This window comes from Ewingella americana ATCC 33852 (assembly GCF_000735345.1).
Lineage (GTDB): Bacteria > Pseudomonadota > Gammaproteobacteria > Enterobacterales > Enterobacteriaceae > Ewingella > Ewingella americana.
In genome coordinates this window covers 1-17,652 of the sequence record NZ_JMPJ01000022.1, presented here as the reverse complement: position 1 = coordinate 17,652, position 17,652 = coordinate 1, and the positions used below count along the sequence as shown (strand labels likewise).

The 17,652-nt window shown below is 58.5% G+C and carries 18 protein-coding genes; 10 read left to right on the top strand and 8 right to left on the bottom strand.

From position 1 onward, the window contains the following. The first annotated feature begins 4 nt into the window (after window positions 1–4). The 5 genes from GEAM_RS02605 to GEAM_RS02585 all read left to right on the top strand — a co-directional run bounded on the left by GEAM_RS02605 (window position 5) and on the right by GEAM_RS02585 (window position 5,226). Entirely contained in the window at window positions 5–1,339 is a 1,335-nt protein-coding gene (locus GEAM_RS02605) for an ATPase, T2SS/T4P/T4SS family (RefSeq protein WP_244956617.1), read from the top strand. Then, window positions 1,323–2,351, top strand: coding sequence for a type II secretion system F family protein (locus GEAM_RS02600; protein WP_034787888.1), 1,029 nt, complete (start codon window positions 1,323–1,325; stop codon window positions 2,349–2,351). Before GEAM_RS02605 ends, GEAM_RS02600 begins: the two co-directional genes overlap by 17 nt. Before the next feature lie 21 nt (window positions 2,352–2,372). Continuing rightward, window positions 2,373–3,179 carry a prepilin peptidase gene (locus tag GEAM_RS02595; protein ID WP_034787887.1) on the top strand — a complete coding sequence of 269 codons (807 nt, stop codon included), beginning with the start codon at window positions 2,373–2,375 and terminating at the stop codon, window positions 3,177–3,179. Window positions 3,180–3,304: 125 nt separating this feature from the next. Further along, window positions 3,305–4,465: a pyridoxal phosphate-dependent aminotransferase gene (locus tag GEAM_RS02590; protein WP_034787884.1), complete on the top strand. Its 1,161-nt coding sequence runs from the start codon at window positions 3,305–3,307 to the stop codon at window positions 4,463–4,465. Then, window positions 4,453–5,226 (top strand): amidohydrolase, encoded by a 774-nt coding sequence (locus tag GEAM_RS02585; protein ID WP_034787882.1) that lies wholly within the window; start codon window positions 4,453–4,455, stop codon window positions 5,224–5,226. The genes GEAM_RS02590 and GEAM_RS02585 overlap by 13 nt, the downstream gene beginning before the upstream one ends. A gap of 47 nt (window positions 5,227–5,273) precedes the next feature. On the opposite strand, the gene GEAM_RS02580 is transcribed toward GEAM_RS02585, so the two are convergent. Beyond that, window positions 5,274–5,780 carry a DUF1993 domain-containing protein gene (locus GEAM_RS02580; protein ID WP_034787880.1) on the bottom strand — a complete coding sequence of 169 codons (507 nt, stop codon included), beginning with the start codon at window positions 5,778–5,780 and terminating at the stop codon, window positions 5,274–5,276. A 179-nt stretch (window positions 5,781–5,959) separates the two neighbouring features. On the opposite strand from GEAM_RS02580, the gene GEAM_RS02575 reads away from it, so the two are divergent. Beyond that, complete coding sequence (locus GEAM_RS02575; protein ID WP_034787878.1) at window positions 5,960–7,231, top strand: glutamine amidotransferase-related protein; 1,272 nt, start codon at window positions 5,960–5,962, stop codon at window positions 7,229–7,231. A 75-nt stretch (window positions 7,232–7,306) separates the two neighbouring features. Here GEAM_RS02575 and hpxK read toward each other — a convergent pair whose 3' ends face one another. From hpxK to GEAM_RS02540, 7 genes are all read right to left on the bottom strand, one after another. Then, complete coding sequence (gene hpxK / locus GEAM_RS02570; RefSeq protein ID WP_034787876.1) at window positions 7,307–8,548, bottom strand: allantoate amidohydrolase; 1,242 nt, start codon at window positions 8,546–8,548, stop codon at window positions 7,307–7,309. Then, window positions 8,548–9,786 (bottom strand): pyridoxal-phosphate-dependent aminotransferase family protein, encoded by a 1,239-nt coding sequence (locus tag GEAM_RS02565; protein WP_034787874.1) that lies wholly within the window; start codon window positions 9,784–9,786, stop codon window positions 8,548–8,550. The genes hpxK and GEAM_RS02565 overlap by 1 nt, the downstream gene beginning before the upstream one ends. Window positions 9,787–9,829: 43 nt before the next feature. Next, complete coding sequence (locus tag GEAM_RS02560; protein WP_034787872.1) at window positions 9,830–10,579, bottom strand: amino acid ABC transporter ATP-binding protein; 750 nt, start codon at window positions 10,577–10,579, stop codon at window positions 9,830–9,832. Continuing rightward, a complete protein-coding gene (locus GEAM_RS02555; protein ID WP_128124642.1) occupies window positions 10,579–11,229 on the bottom strand; it encodes an amino acid ABC transporter permease in 651 nt (216 codons plus the stop codon). Before GEAM_RS02555 ends, GEAM_RS02560 begins: the two co-directional genes overlap by 1 nt. A gap of 2 nt (window positions 11,230–11,231) precedes the next feature. Further along, window positions 11,232–11,897, bottom strand: a complete 666-nt coding sequence (locus GEAM_RS02550) for an amino acid ABC transporter permease (protein WP_034787866.1) — start codon at window positions 11,895–11,897, stop codon at window positions 11,232–11,234. 21 nt (window positions 11,898–11,918) lie between these two features. Beyond that, the gene (locus GEAM_RS02545) at window positions 11,919–12,710 is read right to left on the bottom strand and encodes a transporter substrate-binding domain-containing protein (RefSeq protein WP_034787863.1); all 792 of its coding nucleotides are present in this window, start codon (window positions 12,708–12,710) and stop codon (window positions 11,919–11,921) included. Between the two features lie 281 nt (window positions 12,711–12,991). Continuing rightward, entirely contained in the window at window positions 12,992–13,831 is an 840-nt protein-coding gene (locus GEAM_RS02540; RefSeq protein WP_034787860.1) for a MurR/RpiR family transcriptional regulator, read from the bottom strand. 152 nt (window positions 13,832–13,983) lie between these two features. Here GEAM_RS02540 and GEAM_RS02535 point away from each other — a divergent pair, with 152 nt between their 5' ends. The 4 genes from GEAM_RS02535 to hpxZ are packed head-to-tail and all read left to right on the top strand — an operon-like array spanning window position 13,984 to window position 17,588. Continuing rightward, complete coding sequence (locus GEAM_RS02535) at window positions 13,984–15,570, top strand: gamma-glutamyltransferase family protein (protein ID WP_034787859.1); 1,587 nt, start codon at window positions 13,984–13,986, stop codon at window positions 15,568–15,570. Window positions 15,571–15,590: 20 nt separating this feature from the next. Then, window positions 15,591–15,788, top strand: a complete 198-nt coding sequence (gene hpxX / locus GEAM_RS02530; protein ID WP_034787858.1) for an oxalurate catabolism protein HpxX — start codon at window positions 15,591–15,593, stop codon at window positions 15,786–15,788. After that, window positions 15,785–17,185: an AtzE family amidohydrolase gene (locus tag GEAM_RS02525; protein WP_034787857.1), complete on the top strand. Its 1,401-nt coding sequence runs from the start codon at window positions 15,785–15,787 to the stop codon at window positions 17,183–17,185. Before hpxX ends, GEAM_RS02525 begins: the two co-directional genes overlap by 4 nt. Window positions 17,186–17,204: 19 nt before the next feature. Beyond that, the gene (gene hpxZ / locus GEAM_RS02520; RefSeq protein ID WP_034787856.1) at window positions 17,205–17,588 is read left to right on the top strand and encodes an oxalurate catabolism protein HpxZ; all 384 of its coding nucleotides are present in this window, start codon (window positions 17,205–17,207) and stop codon (window positions 17,586–17,588) included. Window positions 17,589–17,652: the final 64 nt, after the last annotated feature.

Here is a 17,652-nt window from a genome sequence, read left to right as displayed (position 1 = left end):
AGCCATCAGCGGCATCGTGCAGGTCAGCGACAGCACTTATTACGAAATTCTCGAGGAGCTCTCCTCGCAGACTCGCCAGTTAGCCGTGCTGAGTACCAGCTCGACCCAAAAAACGCTGGAGCAGATCTTGCTCTACGCCGTCGATTCCGGTGCCAGTGACCTGCATATCACCCGCAATGAAGTGGTAGCGATTATTGAGCTGCGCATCAACGGCGTGCTGACCCTTTACATGCAGATGAAGTCGCAACGGTGCGATGAACTGGTGTTTGTGCTCTATAACGTCGAGGCCAGCACCAAGGACACCACGTGGAATCGCAACATCCCGCAGAGCGCCAACATTCTCTACATGCTGAACAAAAAGAGTTATCGCTTTCGCTATGCCCACTTCCCCATTTTTGGTGAAGAGGACGGCTGCTACCACGCCGTGCTGCGTATCATCCCCTCCGGCGTGTCGAAAGCCGTGGTCGCCAGTCTGGACAAGCTGGGGATCAGCGACGCCGAGTTAAGTGACCTGAAGAAAATCCTCTGCAACCCTTATGGCGCCTACTTTATCTCTGGCACCACGGGCTCGGGGAAATCCACCACCCTCAAGAACCTGATGGAGTGGCTACAGGTCAATCGCTACGGCGACAAGGGCTGTTTTCTCACCGTCGAAGACCCGGTGGAATATCAAATCTACGGCGCCAAGCAGAGTTCGGTGCTCAATGGCGAAGACGGCGGCTTTCACGCCGCGATTAAATCCGCGCTGCGCCGCGACCCCGACGTGCTGATGGTCGGGGAGATCCGCGACAACATCTCGGCCAACGCGCTGGCCGGAGCCGTGGAGAGCGGCCATTACTGCTTCACCACGGTTCACGCAGGGAATATTGTCTCGCTGCTGCAACGCCTGTGCGCGATGGGCATCACCAGCGACAAGCTCTCAACCCCCGGCTTTCTGGCCGGGCTGCAGTGCCAAAAGCTGATCCCTATCTTGTGCAACGCCTGCAAAAAGGCCACCAGCGCCAACCACTGTGACAAGCCCTACGCGCTGTTTGCCCGCAATGCCGAAGGCTGCGCGGCCTGCAAGAACACCGGCGTTGCCAGTCGGCAACTGGTGGTGGAGTACATGCTGCCGACCCATGCCGAGCTGGAATTCATTGCCAAAGAGCAGTGGCTGCAAGTCTACGGCCTATGGCGCAATAAACGCGCCCTCAGCCCTTCACTCACTGAAGGTTTTGAAATCAAAGAGAAGGTGATGGCCGCCGTGCTGCAAGGGCGAGTCTGCGCCAATTGGTTTGCCATGGAATTTGGCACCCTGCTTGAAGAAGACATGGAGGTTCTGCTTGAGAAAGTTAGCTAAATCGCAGCGACTGTACCTGTATCAGTTCTGCTCGGACATGATCCACGCCGAACTGCCGCTGTATGACGCACTGCTCAAACTGCAGCAACAAGGCGGGAAATTGCTCGGCAAAGGCTTCAGCAATAAGCTCAAAACCCTTACCGATAAAATGCGTGAAAGCACCTCAATATCCGCGGTGTTCGAAGAGCTTATCCCACGCGATGAACTCAGCGTTATTCATGCCGCAGAGCGCAGCGGCAGTCTGGCCGACGGCTTTCTAACACTGGTTAACGTCATTCGCTACAACAGTGAATTAACTCAAAAGTTAATCTCAGCGGTGATCTTCCCGATCATCATGCTGGTGCTAGCGCTGATTGTGATTGCCGGTTACGCCGTCAAGGTGTTCCCGGCTTTCGAAGAGGTGGTGCCCATCGCCACTTGGCCGAGCGTGACGCAGGCTTTGTACCACTTCGGTAACGCGCTGATTGAGGGTTTATGGCTAAAAATAGTGCTGGTAGGCACCGCCGCCATTTTCCTGATCCGCTTTACCATGGTGAACCTGACCGGCTACTTCCGCGATCGCGTTCTGGATAAAATCCTGCCCTTCTCCACCTATAAACAGATTGGCGCGTCGATATTTCTCAACAATATGGCGCTGATGCTCAAAAACGGCATTCCCATTAACGACGCTTTGGAAATCATCAAGTTAAACTCCAATCGCTGGCTCAAGCATCACATCGACAGCATGCTGTCTAAGATGTCCCACGGCCAAAACTACGGCGAGGCACTCAATAGCGGGCTGTTTGGGCATGAAGAGCTGCTGAACATTAATCTCTACGCCGGGCTTCCCTCGTTTAATCAGGTGCTGAACTCTGTCTCCAGCCGCTCGCGGGTGAAGATTCAGGAATATATCCAGAAGCTGTCGGGGCTGCTGAAGTCTCTCTCCACGCTGGTGCTCGGCGGCTGCGTGATTTGGGTCTTTATCGCGCTGTTCGCCCTGTCGGACACCATCTCGCAGATGACCTCCTTCTAATCGCCTTGCTGGAAACCCCTCGTGACTGAATTCATTAGTCTGTTTTACCCGCCGCTGATGTGCATGATTGGCCTGATCATCGGCAGCTTTTTAAATGTGGTGATTTACCGGCTGCCTTTGATGCTCTGCCGTGAAGAGGCTGCTGCGGCCGCCTTAAGCCTAAGCTGGCCGCCCTCGCACTGCCCAAGCTGCAAGCAAAAGGTGCTCAAGCGCGACAACGTTCCGGTGCTGAGTTGGCTCTTGCTGCGCGGCCGCTGCCGTCACTGCCAGACGCCAATCTCCGCGCAATATCCGCTGATTGAAGCCCTGACCGGCGCGGCTTTTCTGCTGATAGCGCTGGCCTATGTCCCAGAGTACAGCGAAGTGCAACTCGGCCTGTTTGCCCTGTTGTTCGCCATCCTGCTCTGCCTGTCGGTGATTGACCTCCACCACCTGCTGCTGCCGGATCCGTTGGTGTTTTTACTGCTGTGGAGCGGCCTTGGCGCGTCGGCGCTGGGCTATCTTCCTCTGCGATTGTCTGACGCAGTACTGGGCGTGATAGTCAGTTGGGCCTTGCTGAGCGGGCTGCGCGAGCTGTATCAGACACTGCGCAAGGTCGAAGGTCTGGGCTATGGCGACGTAAAACTGTTCGCCGCCGGCTCTGCGTGGTGTGGCTTGCAAGCCCTGCCGCAGCTGATTTTGGCCTCGGCGCTGTTTGGCATCGTGGCGCATATTCTGTCAGGTATTCGCCGCCGTCGCCCTGCTCCCCTCGACCAGCCCGCCTACTTTCCCTTTGGCCCGTCCATTGCCATGGCGACGCTGCTGCTGTTCCATCTAAACCTCTGGTGACGGGATATAGACAGTTTGGCTCTGGGCTAGATGAAATTAGCATTTAGCCATCTAAGCGTCTCGATTGCCATATGTAAACAGCGTGTTATCATCGGGGAAACCTAAGACCCTAATGCAGGCACGCCATGAGTAAAGCAGCGCTGATCCCACAAAGTAAACTTCCTGCCTTGGGCACAACCATTTTTACCCAGATGAGTGCCCTCGCGCAGCAACACAACGCCATCAACCTGTCGCAGGGTTTCCCTGATTTCGACGGCCCGGACTACCTCAAACAGCGCCTTGCGCATCACGTCAGTCAGGGGGCTAACCAGTACGCGCCAATGACCGGCACCGCCGCGCTGCGCGAAGCCATTGCCGAGAAAACCCAGCGTATTTACGGCTATGCGCCGGATGCCGCCAGCGACATCACCATCACCGCCGGGGCCACAGAAGCTCTGTATATCGCCATTACCGCCCTGATCCGCGAAGGCGACGAAGTGATTGCCTTCGACCCAAGCTATGACAGCTACGCGCCAGCGGTAGAGTTGGCGGGCGGCGTGATGAAGCGTATTCAGCTCCAGCCGCCGGAATTTAGCGTCGACTGGGCGGCCTTTGCCGACCAGATTAGCGAGCGTACCAAGCTGGTTATCATCAATACGCCGCACAACCCTTCGGCCACCACCCTGAGCCATCAGGATATCGAGCAGCTTTGGCAGCACATTGCCGAGCGCGAGATCTTCGTGCTCAGCGATGAAGTCTACGAGCACATCTGCTTCGCGCCCGAAGGCCATGCCAGCGTGCTGCGCCACCCTGAGCTGCGCCAGCGCGCGATTGCCGTCTCCTCCTTCGGCAAAACCTTCCACATGACTGGCTGGCGCGTCGGCTACTGCATCGCGCCCGCGATCATCACTGCCGAACTGCGCAAAGTTCACCAATATCTGACCTTCGCCATCACTACGCCGGTGCAGCTGGCCTTGGCCGACATGCTGCGCCAAGAGCCACAACACTGGCAGGAGTTGCCCGCCTTCTATCAGGCCAAGCGCGACCGTTTAGCGAAAGGTCTGGCGAGCAGCCGCCTGAAAGTATTGCCGAGCCATGGCACCTATTTCCTGCTGGTCGATTACAGCGATGTCTCTGATTTAGATGACGTTGCATTCTGCCACTGGCTGACCGAACATGTGGGGGTCGCGGCGATCCCGATGTCCGTATTCTGCGCCGCGCCTTTCCCACACAAACTGATCCGGCTGTGTTTCGCCAAACAAGAAGCCACGCTGGACGCTGCCGCGGAGCGACTGTGTCAACTTTAAAACTCTCATTACTGCAACAACCGCTGGTCTGGCTGGATGGCGAAGCCAACCTCGCTCACTTCGACCAGCTGCTGGCGCCCCTGACCGACCGTGACCTGATTGTGCTGCCGGAGATGTTCACCACCGGCTTCGCCATGCAGGCCCCCGACCGCGCACTGCCCGAGATTCGCGTAGTGGAGTGGCTGCAAAAGTGGGCGAAAACCCTGAATGCCATGATTGGCGGCAGCGTGGCGCTGAATACCGATAAAGGCGCGGTGAACCGTTTTCTGCTGGTTGAGCCGCAGGGCAGAGTTCACTTCTACGACAAGCGCCACCTGTTCCGCATGGCCGGTGAGCACAACTACTATGTGGCGGGGAAAAAGCGCGAAATCGTCGAATGGCGTGGCTGGCGGATCTTGCCGCAGGTGTGCTACGACCTGAGATTCCCGGTCTGGTCGCGCAACCAGCAAGATTATGATTTGGCGCTGTATGTGGCTAACTGGCCTGCACCGCGCAGCCGCCACTGGTCAGCCCTGCTCACCGCCCGCGCTATTGAAAATCAGGCTTATGTCGCCGGTTGCAACCGCGTGGGGGATGACGATTACGGCCATCACTACAGCGGCGACAGCGTGATCATCAACCCGCAGGGGGAAGACTTGACCCGCGCCGAGCCGGGCGCTGCCATTGTGCTGAGTGCTGAACTGTCGCTGGAGGCGCTGCAAGACTATCGCGAAGCCTTCCCGGCATGGCGCGACGCTGATAGCTTCCTGCGCCACGAGTAAGGCTGAATTCCGGCCAGAGATGGCCGGAATCTAGTGCTGCTAAACGCTTAGAACGCGCCGAGGAAATCGGTCTTGCCGAGATTTACACCTTCGTGGCGCAAAATGGCGTAGGTCGTGGTGATGTGGAAGAAGACGTTTGGCGTCGCGAAATCCATCACATACTGCTTGGCCGTGAAGTTCAGCTCGCCGGTACGCATTTTCACCACGATTGGGCGCTCATCATCCCCTTCCAGCTGTTCAGGCTTCACGCTGCGAATGAACTCCAGCGTTTTGGCGATACGGCCCTGCAGCTCTTCAAACGTCTTCTCATTATCTTCATAGGCTGGCGGCGTTAAACCGGCCAGACGCGCCACCGCGCCTTTAGAAATATCGCTGACAATCTGCACCTGACGGGCCAGCGGGAACATATCTTCAGCCAGACGGCTGTTCAACACTGCATCTTCACTCAACCCTTTCTCTTTCGCCCAGTTGGCGCCTTTTTCTAACAGAGCGGAAAGGTTCTCTAAACCACGAACGTACTGTGCTGCGGTACTCACATAAAGCGATGCTGACATGATGTTTCCTTTAAAGAGAGAGGGGTAAAAACGACAACGAGATTAGCGGGTTATTGCGCCGCTGACACCGTATTTCCGTGCGATAAAAGCGATAAATTATCGCTAAATGTAAAGAGCCTCAGGGTGGATCGCTTCTTGCATCCTTTTAATCCGCGAAAACATCTGACAGAGGCTTATTGATGACTATCACCTTTATTGCACACTCCACGCCCGAACCTGCGTTGTACGGCGCGATGGCCGCGATACTTGCTGAACTGCGCGCATTACCGCTGTGTCACTTGCCCGTCACTCACGATGCCAAACGCTTCGCTAATGCGCGCCAACACGTCACCGCTCAAGGGCAACAACTGACCAGCGGGCTGGTGTGGCTAGAGCGCCTGACCGGGCGCAGTCCCGGCGCAGAAATGGACCTCGACAGCCTGATAACCCGCGCCCTGCGCGAAGATATCGTCATTCCTTCAATTCAACCTTTAGACCGCGAGCTGGCATTAAGAGCCGCCGAAAACGGCATTGTGGTCGAATCATTACAGGTGGTTAAACAGCAAGAAAAGTTCCATTTAGAAGATGTCGATACAGGAAAAATGCGCAGCAACGGCTGGGCAAGGGACATCTTCGGGCGCTGGGCTTTTGGCTCAGTTTTACAGCCAGTGATGCGCGGTGCGCAGAAACTCCGCATCGCCGTGGTAGGCGATATGAACGAACACGCCGAGAGCTATCCGGCGCTGCTCGCTGCACTAGCAGACGCCGCCGATGCACTGGCATTGAACATCGAGGTGGTTGGCGTCTCGCCAACTTTGTCGGGAAGCCAGCTGGATAGCGTGCTGTTTGACGTTGACGGCGTGCTGCTGCCGGGCCTGCTGCCGTCGCTGGGTGAATACCCGCAAAACGGCCTGCTGGCTATCGCCACCTGGGCGTTAGACCATCGCCTGCCGGTGCTGGGGATCAATCAGGGAATGCACCACATGGTGGCGGCACTCGGCCAAAAAACGCTGGGGCGCGAACGAGTGGTGATGCACGGCCCCGCCACGCTGAACGCCTTACAAACCTGCCTGCCAGTGCCTCAGGACTCACCGCGCTGCATGGGCAACCAGCAAATTTACAGCCAGTCCGGCAGCCGCGTGGCGCAGATCTTTGGCCGCGAATCAACCCAGCGTTATAACCAGCGCTGGAGCCTCAACCCGGAACTGGTAGATGAACTGCACGGCGCGGGTCTTGAAGTCAGCGCCACCGGCGAAAAAGGCCGTGGCATCGCCGCCGTTGAACTGCGCGATCACCCCTTCTTCGTCGGCATTCAGAGCCATCCCGAGTTGCAATCTCGCCGCGAACGCGCCAGCTCGCTGCTGATGGCCTTCCTGCAAGAGATTCGCCAAAACATTCGCCAGCGCGACATCAGCCACGCCACGCTGAGCAAAAGCGTGCGCCTTAAGCAAAGCTATTTTTCAATGGGTTAGTTGGAAGGAATCTTTGAGTGGCGTAGCTGAAAGGAATCAACCCTCTGCTATCAGGCAGAGGGTTGGAGGAAGAAATTACTCGGCGAAGCTCAGCAAGGTATCAATATAGGCCTGCGTGGCAACCGCGACATCCTCGACCGTGACAGATTCATCGGGATGATGGCTAACGCCGTCTTTGCAGCGCACGAACAGCATGGCTACCGGCCAGCACTCGGCGATAGCAATGGCGTCGTGCCCCGCGCCGCTCGGCAGGAACAGCGACTGGCCTTGCAGATTTGCCACGCTGTGGCCGAAACGCTGCTGTAATTCAGCGTCACAGGCGGTGGCATCGATGCTGTAAAACTGCTCGGCGTCGAAGCTCAGCCCGCGCCGTGCGGCGATCTCTTGGGCTTTCGCCAGCAATTCCGCCAGCAAAGCGTTGAGAGGAGCATCCTGCGGGCCGCGCACATCCAGCGACAGATTCACCTGCCCCGGAATGACGTTGACCGCGCCCGGCAAGGCTTCGATATGGCCGACGGTCGCCACCAGATCTCCGCCCTTCGCCGAGGTGATAGCCTCAATGGCTAAGGTCCATTCTGCAGCGGCGGTCAGGGCGTCCTGACGCTGGCCCATCGGCACGGTTCCCGCATGACCGGCATAGCCGATAAAACGGCAGTTCAGGCGGCGCGCGCCGTTGATAGCCGTCACCACGCCGAGAGGCAAATCCGCCGATTGCAAGCACGGGCCTTGCTCAATATGCAGCTCGAGGTAGGCGCAAAAATCCTGCGGCGCACGGCGCGCATCCAAGATATTCTGCGGGTCTAGCCCAATCTCGCGCATCGCGCTGGCAACGGACACGCCCTGTGCGTCGGTGCGCTCCAGCCAGCCTTCCGGCCACGTGCCGGTCAGCCCACGGCTGCCGAGCAGCGTAATGCCAAACCTCGTGCCCTCTTCATCGGCAAAGCCCACCACTTCCACCGCCATCGGCAGGCGAATGGCGTTTTGATGCAGATAAGCCACGGTTTCAATCGCGGTGAGCACCCCCAGCGGGCCGTCGTAGCGACCGGCGTTGCGCACGCTGTCGAGGTGAGAACCCAGCAGCAGCGCGGGTGCGCCTGGGTTTAGCCCTTCATAGCGACCACAAATATTGCCGACGCTGTCGGTCCAGGTGCTCATGCCCACCGCCTGCATCCATTCGGCCACCAATTGGTTGGCCCGCAGATGCTCCGGCGACAGATAAACGCGGGTCAGCTGACCCGGCGTTTCAGTGATTTCCGCCAGCGCATCGCAGCGCGACATCACGCGCTGCGCGGCCAACAGCGTTGAGGCTGCAACCATTACTGGCCTCCCGCGTAGCTGTCCCACGCGGCCTGTGAACCCGCGCCGTATTTCGACGCAAAACCGAGGCGATTGAGCACGGCTTCCAGCGCCACCAGCGTCTGCATCACGCAGTCTTTACGGGCGTTATAGCCCATGGTGCCGATGCGCCAAATCTTGCCCGCCAGCGGGCCAAACGAGGTGCCGATTTCAATCGAGAAATCGTTGAGCATCATCTGACGCACCTGCTCACCCGGAATGCCCTGCGGGATAACCACGCCCAGCACGTTATTCATGCGGTTGTTCAGGTCACCGAACACTTCCAGCCCCATGCCCTGAATCCCGGCCAGCAGCGCGTCGCCGTGCAGCTTGTGGCGCGCAATGCTGTTATCCAGACCTTCTTCAAGAATGACGCGGGCGCATTCGCGGGCGGCGAACAGCATGCTGGTCGCTTCGGTGTGGTGGTTGAGGCGCTCTGGACCCCAGTAATCCATGATCATGCCGAGATCGAAATAGTTGGAGTAGATCATCTCTTCGTCGCCGTCGGCGTGGTCGGCGGTACGGATACCTTCCTCGACACATTTACGGCGGCGGATCTGCTCTTCAAAGCGCGGGCTGAGGGTCACCGGCGAGCTGCCTGACGGGCCGCCGAGACACTTCTGCAACCCGGCGGACACGGCGTCTAAGCCCCATGCATCGGTTTCCAGCGGGTTGCCGCCGAAAGAGGCGGTGGCGTCCGAGTAGAACAGCACCCCGTGGCGGCGGCAGATCTCACCGAGCTGCTCCAGCGGCTGCAACATGGTAGTTGAGGTGTCGCCCTGCACGGTCAGCAACCAGCGCGGTTTGACTGACTTGATAGCATCTTCAATTTGCTGCGGGTCGAACACTTCGCCCCACGGTGCTTCAATGGTGTGGACTTCGGCGCGGCAGCGGCGGGCAATTTCACACAGCAGGTGGCCGAAACGGCCAAACACCGGCACCAGCACTTTATCGCCGGGGCGAATGCCCGACAGCAGAATGGCTTCAATGCCCGCGCGCGAGGTGCCGTCGATCAGGAAAGTCCACTGATTCTCGGTTTTATACAGCGCGCGGTACAGGGCCATCACTTCATTCATATAGCCCGTCATCACCGGATCGTACTGGCCGATTAACTGGCTGCTCATCGCGCGCAGCACGCGCGGATCGGCGTTGATCGGCCCCGGCCCCATCAGCAGGCGAGTTGGCGGATTGATTTGGCCAAATTTCTGAATATCCAACATGGTTAGTCCTTTAAAGTCGTTGAGTCGAGTTGAGTTGTTTTCATCAGACGGCAGCCTCGTTTAAGCCGCGCACCGACGCGATAAATTGTTTGAGTTCGGCAGTTTGCGGGTTGGCAAACAGCGCCCGGCTTTCGCCTTGTTCCCACACGGTGCCTTGATGCATAAACACCACGCGGTCGCCCACTTCGCGGGCAAAATTCATTTCGTGCGTCACCAGCACCAGCGTCATGCCCTCTTTCGCTAGCTGCTCCAGCACTTTCAGCACTTCGCCCACCAGCTCGGGGTCCAGCGCCGAGGTAATTTCGTCACACAGCAGCACTTTCGGGTTCATCGCCAGCGCGCGGGCAATCGCCACGCGCTGCTGTTGGCCGCCAGACAGGTTGGAAGGGTAATAGTCCATCCGGTCCGCCAACCCCACTTTCGCCAGCATCTGTGCCGCCAGCTCGCGGCACTCGGCAGCTGATTTCCCCAGCACGCGGCGAGGAGCCAGCATGACGTTTTCCAGCGCGGTCATGTGCGGGAACAGGTTGAAGTTTTGGAACACCATTCCCACCGAGCGGCTGATTTCGCGCGCTTGAGAATCGCGGTTGGTGATGGTCATGCCGCCCAGCTTGATGCTGCCGTCCTGATAGCCTTCCAGCCCGTTAATGCAGCGCAGCAAGGTGCTTTTCCCCGAACCGCTGCGGCCGATAATCGAGATCACTTCGCCGCCGTCGATATCCAGATCCACGCCTTTCAATACGTGGTTCTGACCGTAATATTTTTGCACTTGGTTGATAGTGATCAGCGGCATTATTTGTTCTCTCCACGCAGCGATTTTTCAAGATAGTGACTGTACATCGACAGCGGATAACACATCAGGAAGTAGCCTAGCGCCACTAATCCAAACACTTTGAACGGCTGATAGGTCACGTTGGTCAACATAGTTCCGGCCTTGGTCAGCTCGACAAACCCGATGATTGACGCCAGCGCCGTACCTTTAATCACCTGCACCGAGAACCCCACCGTCGGCGCAATCGCAATCCGCAGCGCCTGCGGAGCAATCACGCGCCACAGGGTCTGGCTGAAACTCAGCCCCAGACAGCGGCATGCTTCCCACTGGCCCTTTGGCAAGGCTTCAATACTGCCACTCCAGATGTCCACCAAGTAGGCGCTGGTATAGAGCGTCAGCGCCAGCGCGGCGGCGGTCCACGGGCTGACATCTATGCCAAACAGCCCCAGTCCGAAGAAGGCCAAGAACAGCTGCATCAGCAGCGGCGTCCCCTGAAACAGCTCTGAGTACAAACGCACCGTGCGGGTCGGCCAGCTGCGCTTGGTCAGGCGAATCAACAGCAGTGGCAAGGTCACTAAGGTGCCGCCGATAAACGCCGTCAGCGACAGCAAAATGGTCCAGCGCGCCGCCAACAGCAGGTTGCGCACGATGTCCCAATCGGTAAAGGTCATCATCAGCTGTAACTCCCAAAGAAGCGGCGGCCTGCAAACAACAGCAGCTGACGCATCGCCACCGACAACAGCAGGTAGAACAGCGTTGTCACCAAATACACCTCAAAACTCAGGAAGGTGCGCGACTGAATTAAGTTGGCCGCGAAGGTCAATTCCTCATACGACACCTGCGACACCACCGACGAGCCGAGCATCACAATGATGCACTGGCTGACCAGCGCCGGATAAATCCGCTTCAGCGACGGCGGCAGCACCACCCGTAAAAAGGTCTGGCTGCGGGTCAAACCCAGCACTCGCCCGGCTTCCCACTGGCCTTTCGGCGTCACCTGAATCCCGGCGCGGATGATCTCTGTGCTGTAGGCACCTAGGTTAATCAGCATCGCCAGCAGCGCCGCCTCACCGGCGGTCATTTTCAGGCCAATGCCCGGCAGACCAAACACGATGAAGAACAGCTGCACCACGAACGGCGTGTTACGGATAATTTCGACATAAATGCCCCACACCGTGCGCAGCGTTTTGTTACTGCCGCAACGGATGGCAGCTCCGCAGATACCGATTGCGATACCACCAACCGTCGCCATGACTGTCAGCTGGATAGTGGTCCACAGGCCGGACAACAGCTCCGGCATATACGGCCACAGCGCAAGAAAATTCAGCTGGTAGGTCATGCTCTTTCTCCCCTATCCTGCTCAGGAACCCAGATTCGCAGGCAGCGGTGCTTTCATCCATTTTTCGGAAAGCGCGTTCAGGGTCTTGTCAGCCACGGCTTGAGCAATCAGCGCGTTCACTTTATCTTTCAACGCTGGCTCGTCTTTACGCAGGCCAACGAAACATGGCGAATCCTTCAACAACACTTTGGAAACCGGCGCTTTTTCCGGGTTCTGGCGAGCAATCGCCGCCACCACTAAGTTGCCAGTGGCGATAAGCTCCACCTGACCAGACAGGTAAGCTGACAGCGTGGTGTTGTTGTCTTCGTAACGCTGAATTTTGGTGTCTTTCGGTGCCACGGCGGTCAGCGCCAAGTCTTCAACCGCGCCGCGGGTCACGCCCACCGTCTTGTTCGCCAGACCATTCAGGTCAGTCACGTTATCGCCCTTCGCACCAAATACGCCGAGGAAGAACGGCGCGTAGGCATTGCTGAAGTCGATCACTTTTTCACGCTCGGCGTTCTTACCCAGACTAGAGATAACCAAGTCCACTTTGTCGGTTTGCAGGTAAGGCACGCGGTTGGCGCTGCTCACCGGAACCAGCTGCAACTTAAGTTTCATCTTATCGGCGAGGTAATGCGCCATGTCGATGTCATAACCTGCAGGCTGCAAATCCGTACCCACTGAACCAAACGGCGGGAAGTCCTGTGGCACCGCAACCCGCAGCACGCCGCGCTTTTGAATATCTTGCAGCTGGTCGGCCATCACGCTCGACGCCTGGAAAACCAACATTGCTGCACCAACCCAAGCCAACAACCGTTTGTTCATTTTCATTAGATTATCTCCGGTGATTAAATTTGTGAAACGTTAGATTCTTATAAATTGTGTTTTGCAACTAATGTGCCAAAAGCAATGCAATGGGTGAAATAGCGCTGCGCCCAAGCCGCAGGCGCTAAAAACCAGCTATAAAAGGAGAGAAGGTGAAACGCGTTGCCTCGTCACGGGGCAACGAGGTAAACGGAGAAGGTAAGTTGTTGCACTACTGTTGTGCGCAGGCACCAAAAAAGCGCCTGAAATGATGCACAACGGTGAAGCAGAGAAAAAAGAGGCAGGGTTTAGCGCTGTTCTAGCTCGTCGAGGTCGCTATAAAGGTCGCTGATTTGATGAATTCTTTGTCGGCCGGAAGCCAGCATTTCATGCAGCAAAGCGTTACTCAGCAGATTCGCCAAACTCATCGCCGCCGAGTAGGAGTCGAAGGCCGACACGCTGTCGAGAGAAGCCGCCAAATGCCAGCGCGCCATGGGTAACAACGACTGCGCCTGAGGTTCGCAAATCAGCAATACTGGCACATTCAAGGCCTGAAGCTGGCTGAGGATAGCCCTTGCCGCGCGCGGCCTGCGGCGAAACGCCACGAAAATCACCACGTCCTGCTCGGTTAAATCCACCAGCTCTTCCGCCAGCGTTTGCCCCGGCTGCGGCATCATCATCACGCCCTGACGCACCTGCACCAGCTGCTGGCGCAGGTGTAGCGCCACCGGATAACTGTTGCGAAATCCCAGTAAACGCACCTGCCGCGCCTTGCTCAGCGCAGCAATTACGGCGGTGAACTGCTGGTCATCAATCTGGTTAATCCACTGGGTCAGATTGGCCATTTCCTGCTTATAGTGGCGCGATAACAGGGTGTTGCCCTGCACCGCGTCACGGCTGTCGGTCAGCGGCATACCGCTCTGGCGCAGGGTGCGCACTTCGTCGCGCATATCGCGGTAGCTCGGGTAACCAAGACGCTTGAACAGGCGGCTGACCGTGGCTTTCGACACATCACTCAGCCGCGCCAGCTCGGCGCTGTTGTAGCTCATCAGGTCATCAATGTTGGCGAAGATAAAGTCCGCCACCCGCTGCTCCTGCGGCGTCAGCTCGGGATAGTGCTCGCGCAGCCGCTCATCGATTTGTTTCATTGTTGCTCCTACGCAACTCTCGTTTCAGGGCGAACATATCATGTGCGGCATCTATCCTTGCAACATAAATTATTCACCAAAGTAGTGAATTCCTGCCGATGTGGAACATCTCTTGCTTGTTATTCAGCAGAAAAACAAGCCAAGGACCACCCATGATCAACAGTAACAGTTCGCCGCTCGGTATGGCGGTCACCCCCCATCATCTCGCCAGCCAAAGTGCGCTTGCGGTGCTGCGCGAAGGCGGTAACGCCATTGAAGCCATGGTCGCCGCCGCCGCCACTATCGCCGTGGTTTACCCACATATGAACGGGTTGGGGGGCGACGGTTTTTGGCTGATTGTGCCGCCGCAGGGCAACCCGATTGCCATCGACGCCAGCGGCGCAGCCGGAACGCACGCCACGCTGGATTTCTACGCCGGTGAGACTCACATTCCCCATCGTGGCCCGAAAGCCGCCCTGACCGTGGCGGGCACCGTCGGCGGTTGGCACGAGGCGCTGAAGGTTTCCGCCGAGCTGGGAGGCGAGCAAAAGCCGCTGTCGCGCCTGCTGGGTGACGCTATTCGCTACGCCGCCGATGGCATTCCGGTGACCGCCTCGCAGGAGGCTGCCACCCGCGCCAAGCACCACGAACTGCGCGACATCCGCTCTTTCGCCGATGTCTTCCTGCCGTATGGCGAGATCCCGCGCGCCGGGACACGCTTTACCCAGCCGCAGCTGGCCTCGACGCTTTCCATGCTGTGCGAAGACGGACTGGACAGCTTCTATCGCGGCGAACTGGCAGACAGCCTCGCCGCCGACATGCAGAAATTGGGCATGCCGCTGACCCGCGACGATCTGGCGGCCTATCGCCCGCAGCGCCGCAACCCGCTGCGCCTCAAGCACAGCAAAGGCGAAATCTTCAACCTGACGCCACCGACGCAGGGTTTAGTGTCGCTGGCGATCCTCGGCCTGACTGACCGCCTGCCGCTGGAAACCATGGACGAAGGCGCGACCATTCATAGCGTGGTGGAAGCCACCAAGCTGGCCTTCGGCCTGCGCGACCGTTACATCACCGACCCAAAAATGATGACGCAGGACGCCCAAAGCCTGCTGGCACCCGACTACCTCGATGCCCTCGCCACCCGCATTAACCCGCACTGCGCCGCCGACTGGGGCAAAGGCAAAGGTCCGGGCGACACCGTGTGGATGGGCGTGATGGACAGCAGCGGGCTATCGGTTTCCTTCATTCAGAGCATTTATCACGAATTTGGCAGCGGCGTGGTGCTACCGGAAAGCGGCGTGCTGTGGCAGAACCGCGGCGCCTCGTTCAGCCTCGACGCCGACCACCTGCTGGCGCTGGCACCGGGCAAACAGCCCTTCCACACCCTCAACCCTGCCGCCGCGCGCCTGTATGACGGGCGCACCATGGTTTACGGCTCAATGGGCGGCGACGGCCAGCCGCAGACGCAGGCGGCGGTGTTTATCCGCCACGTGGTGCAAGGCCAGTCATTGCAGCAGGCGATCAGCGGCCCGCGCTGGCTGCTGGGCCGCACTTGGGGCGAAAGCTCGGACTCATTAAAGCTGGAGGGGCGTTTCGAACACGCCACCCTAGCCGGTCTGCGCCAGCGCGGCCACGAAGTAGAACTGCTGGCAGATTACAGCGAAGCGGTCGGGCACGCGGGGGCGATTGTGCGCCACACCAACGGCATGTTTGAAGGCGCGTTTGACCCGCGCAGCAACGGCAGCGCCGCCGGATTCTAATTTTTGACAGGGGAAACACTATGAGCAAAACAACATCGCGCCCAGCCGACTGGGCCGCCTACATCAGCCAGATGGAGTCCGTGCTGGCATTGGAACTCGACGACGCCCGTCGTCAGGAGTTATTGGCACAGTTCAGCCGCATCGCGCAGATGGCGCAGCCTTTGATGGATCTGCCGCTGGACCCGCGTCTGGAAATCGCCGGGGTTTATCACGCATGAAAAGCTCTGAAGATTTAACGATCAGCCAGTTGCACCACGCGCTGCAAAGCGGCGACCTGTCGGCCACTGAAATCGCCAACGCCACCTTAGATAATATTGAGAAGAGTGATCCGACGCTCAACGCTTTCACTCATGTCACCCGCGATCGCATGCTGAGCGAAGCGGCGAAAGTCGACAAACTGCGCGCCAGCGGCGGCACCTTACCGCCATTGGCCGCCGTGCCTTACGCGGTGAAAAACCTGCTCGACGTCACCGGGCAAGTGACGCTGGCGGGTGCCAGCCTCAACAGCCAAAACCCGGTCGCCCAACAGGACGCGTGGACAGTTTCACGCCTTGCCAGCCAAGGCGCGCTGCTCTCCGGCATGCTGAATATGGACGCCTACGCCTATGGCTTCACCACCGAGAATAGCCACTACGGCGTGACCCGCAACCCGCGCGATACTTCACGCATTGCGGGCGGCTCTTCGGGCGGTTCTGCCGCCGCCGTGGCTGCGGGCTTGGTGCATTTCAGCCTCGGCAGCGATACCAACGGATCTATCCGCGTACCCTCTTCTCTCTCCGGCATTCTGGGGTTGAAACCGACCTTCGGGCGCATCTCGCGCAGCGGCAGCCAGCCGTTTGTCGCCAGCCTCGACCATATCGGCCCGCTGGCTCGCTGCGCCTCCGACCTGTCTCAGGTGTATGACGCAATGCAAGGCACCGACCCGCAGGATGCTTTTCAGGCCGACAAACCGACCACTGAAACCTTCAGCCGTCTGACTCACGGGCAGCAAGGTTTGCGCACCGCGGTGCTCGGCGGTTATTTCTCCACGTGGTGTGACGACGACGCCAAAGCCGCCGTGAAGCGAGTCGCCAAGGCGCTGGAAGCGCAAGAAGAGGTGGAAATGCCGCAGGCCGAACTGGCCCGCTCGGCGGCATTCCTGATCACCGCTTCCGAAGGCGGCAATCAATATTTGCCACTGCTGCGCGCCATGCCAGAACAGTTCGAGCCATTATCCCGCGAACGTTTATTAGCCGGGGCGATGATCCCCGCCGCGTGGTATGTTCAGGCGCAGCGTTTCCGCCATCAGTTCCAGCAGCAAATTCTACCGCTGTTCGAGCACTGGGACATTTTGATCGCCCCTTCAACCCCGTGCAGTGCCACGCTGATTGGTCAGGAAACGATTCATATTAACGGCACCGACCTGCCAACCCGCGCCAGCATGGGCATGTTGACCCAGCCGATCTCGTTCCTCGGTTTGCCGGTAGTTTCCGTGCCGGTGCAAACCGCCAGCGGCCTGCCGATTGGCTTACAACTGATTGCCCCACCGTGGCGTGAAGACCTTTGTCTGCGCGCCGCGTGGGCACTTGAGCAGCAGGGTGTGGTGAAGGTGTTAACCTCACCGGTAACACAATAATTTGACCAGAGAAGAAAAAATGAAAACTGACAATATTGATCGCCCGGCGATTTTGGCCGAAATGAACGCCGCGTTTTATCGTTATGAGCAGGCGTTGATCAGCAATGATATTGACGTGCTCGACGAGCTGTTCTGGCACGACCCGCGCACCGTGCGCTTCGGCGCAGGCGAGAACCTGTACGGCATCGAAGCCATCCGCGAGTTCCGCGCCTCCCGCCCTTCACAGGGTTTGGACCGTGATTTGGTCAACACCACCATCACCACCTTCGGCGACGATATGGCGGTCGCCAGCACCGAGTTCCGCCGCGCAGGCAGCGACAAAATCGGCCGCCAGCAGCAGACATGGGTGAAGATGCCGAGTGGCTGGAAGATCGTGGCGGCACATGTCAGTTTGATGGTTTGACCGAACCATGGGCGGTTCAGCTTTTGGAAAGCTGAGGAAACTTTCTTAACTTCAAAACCGTGGG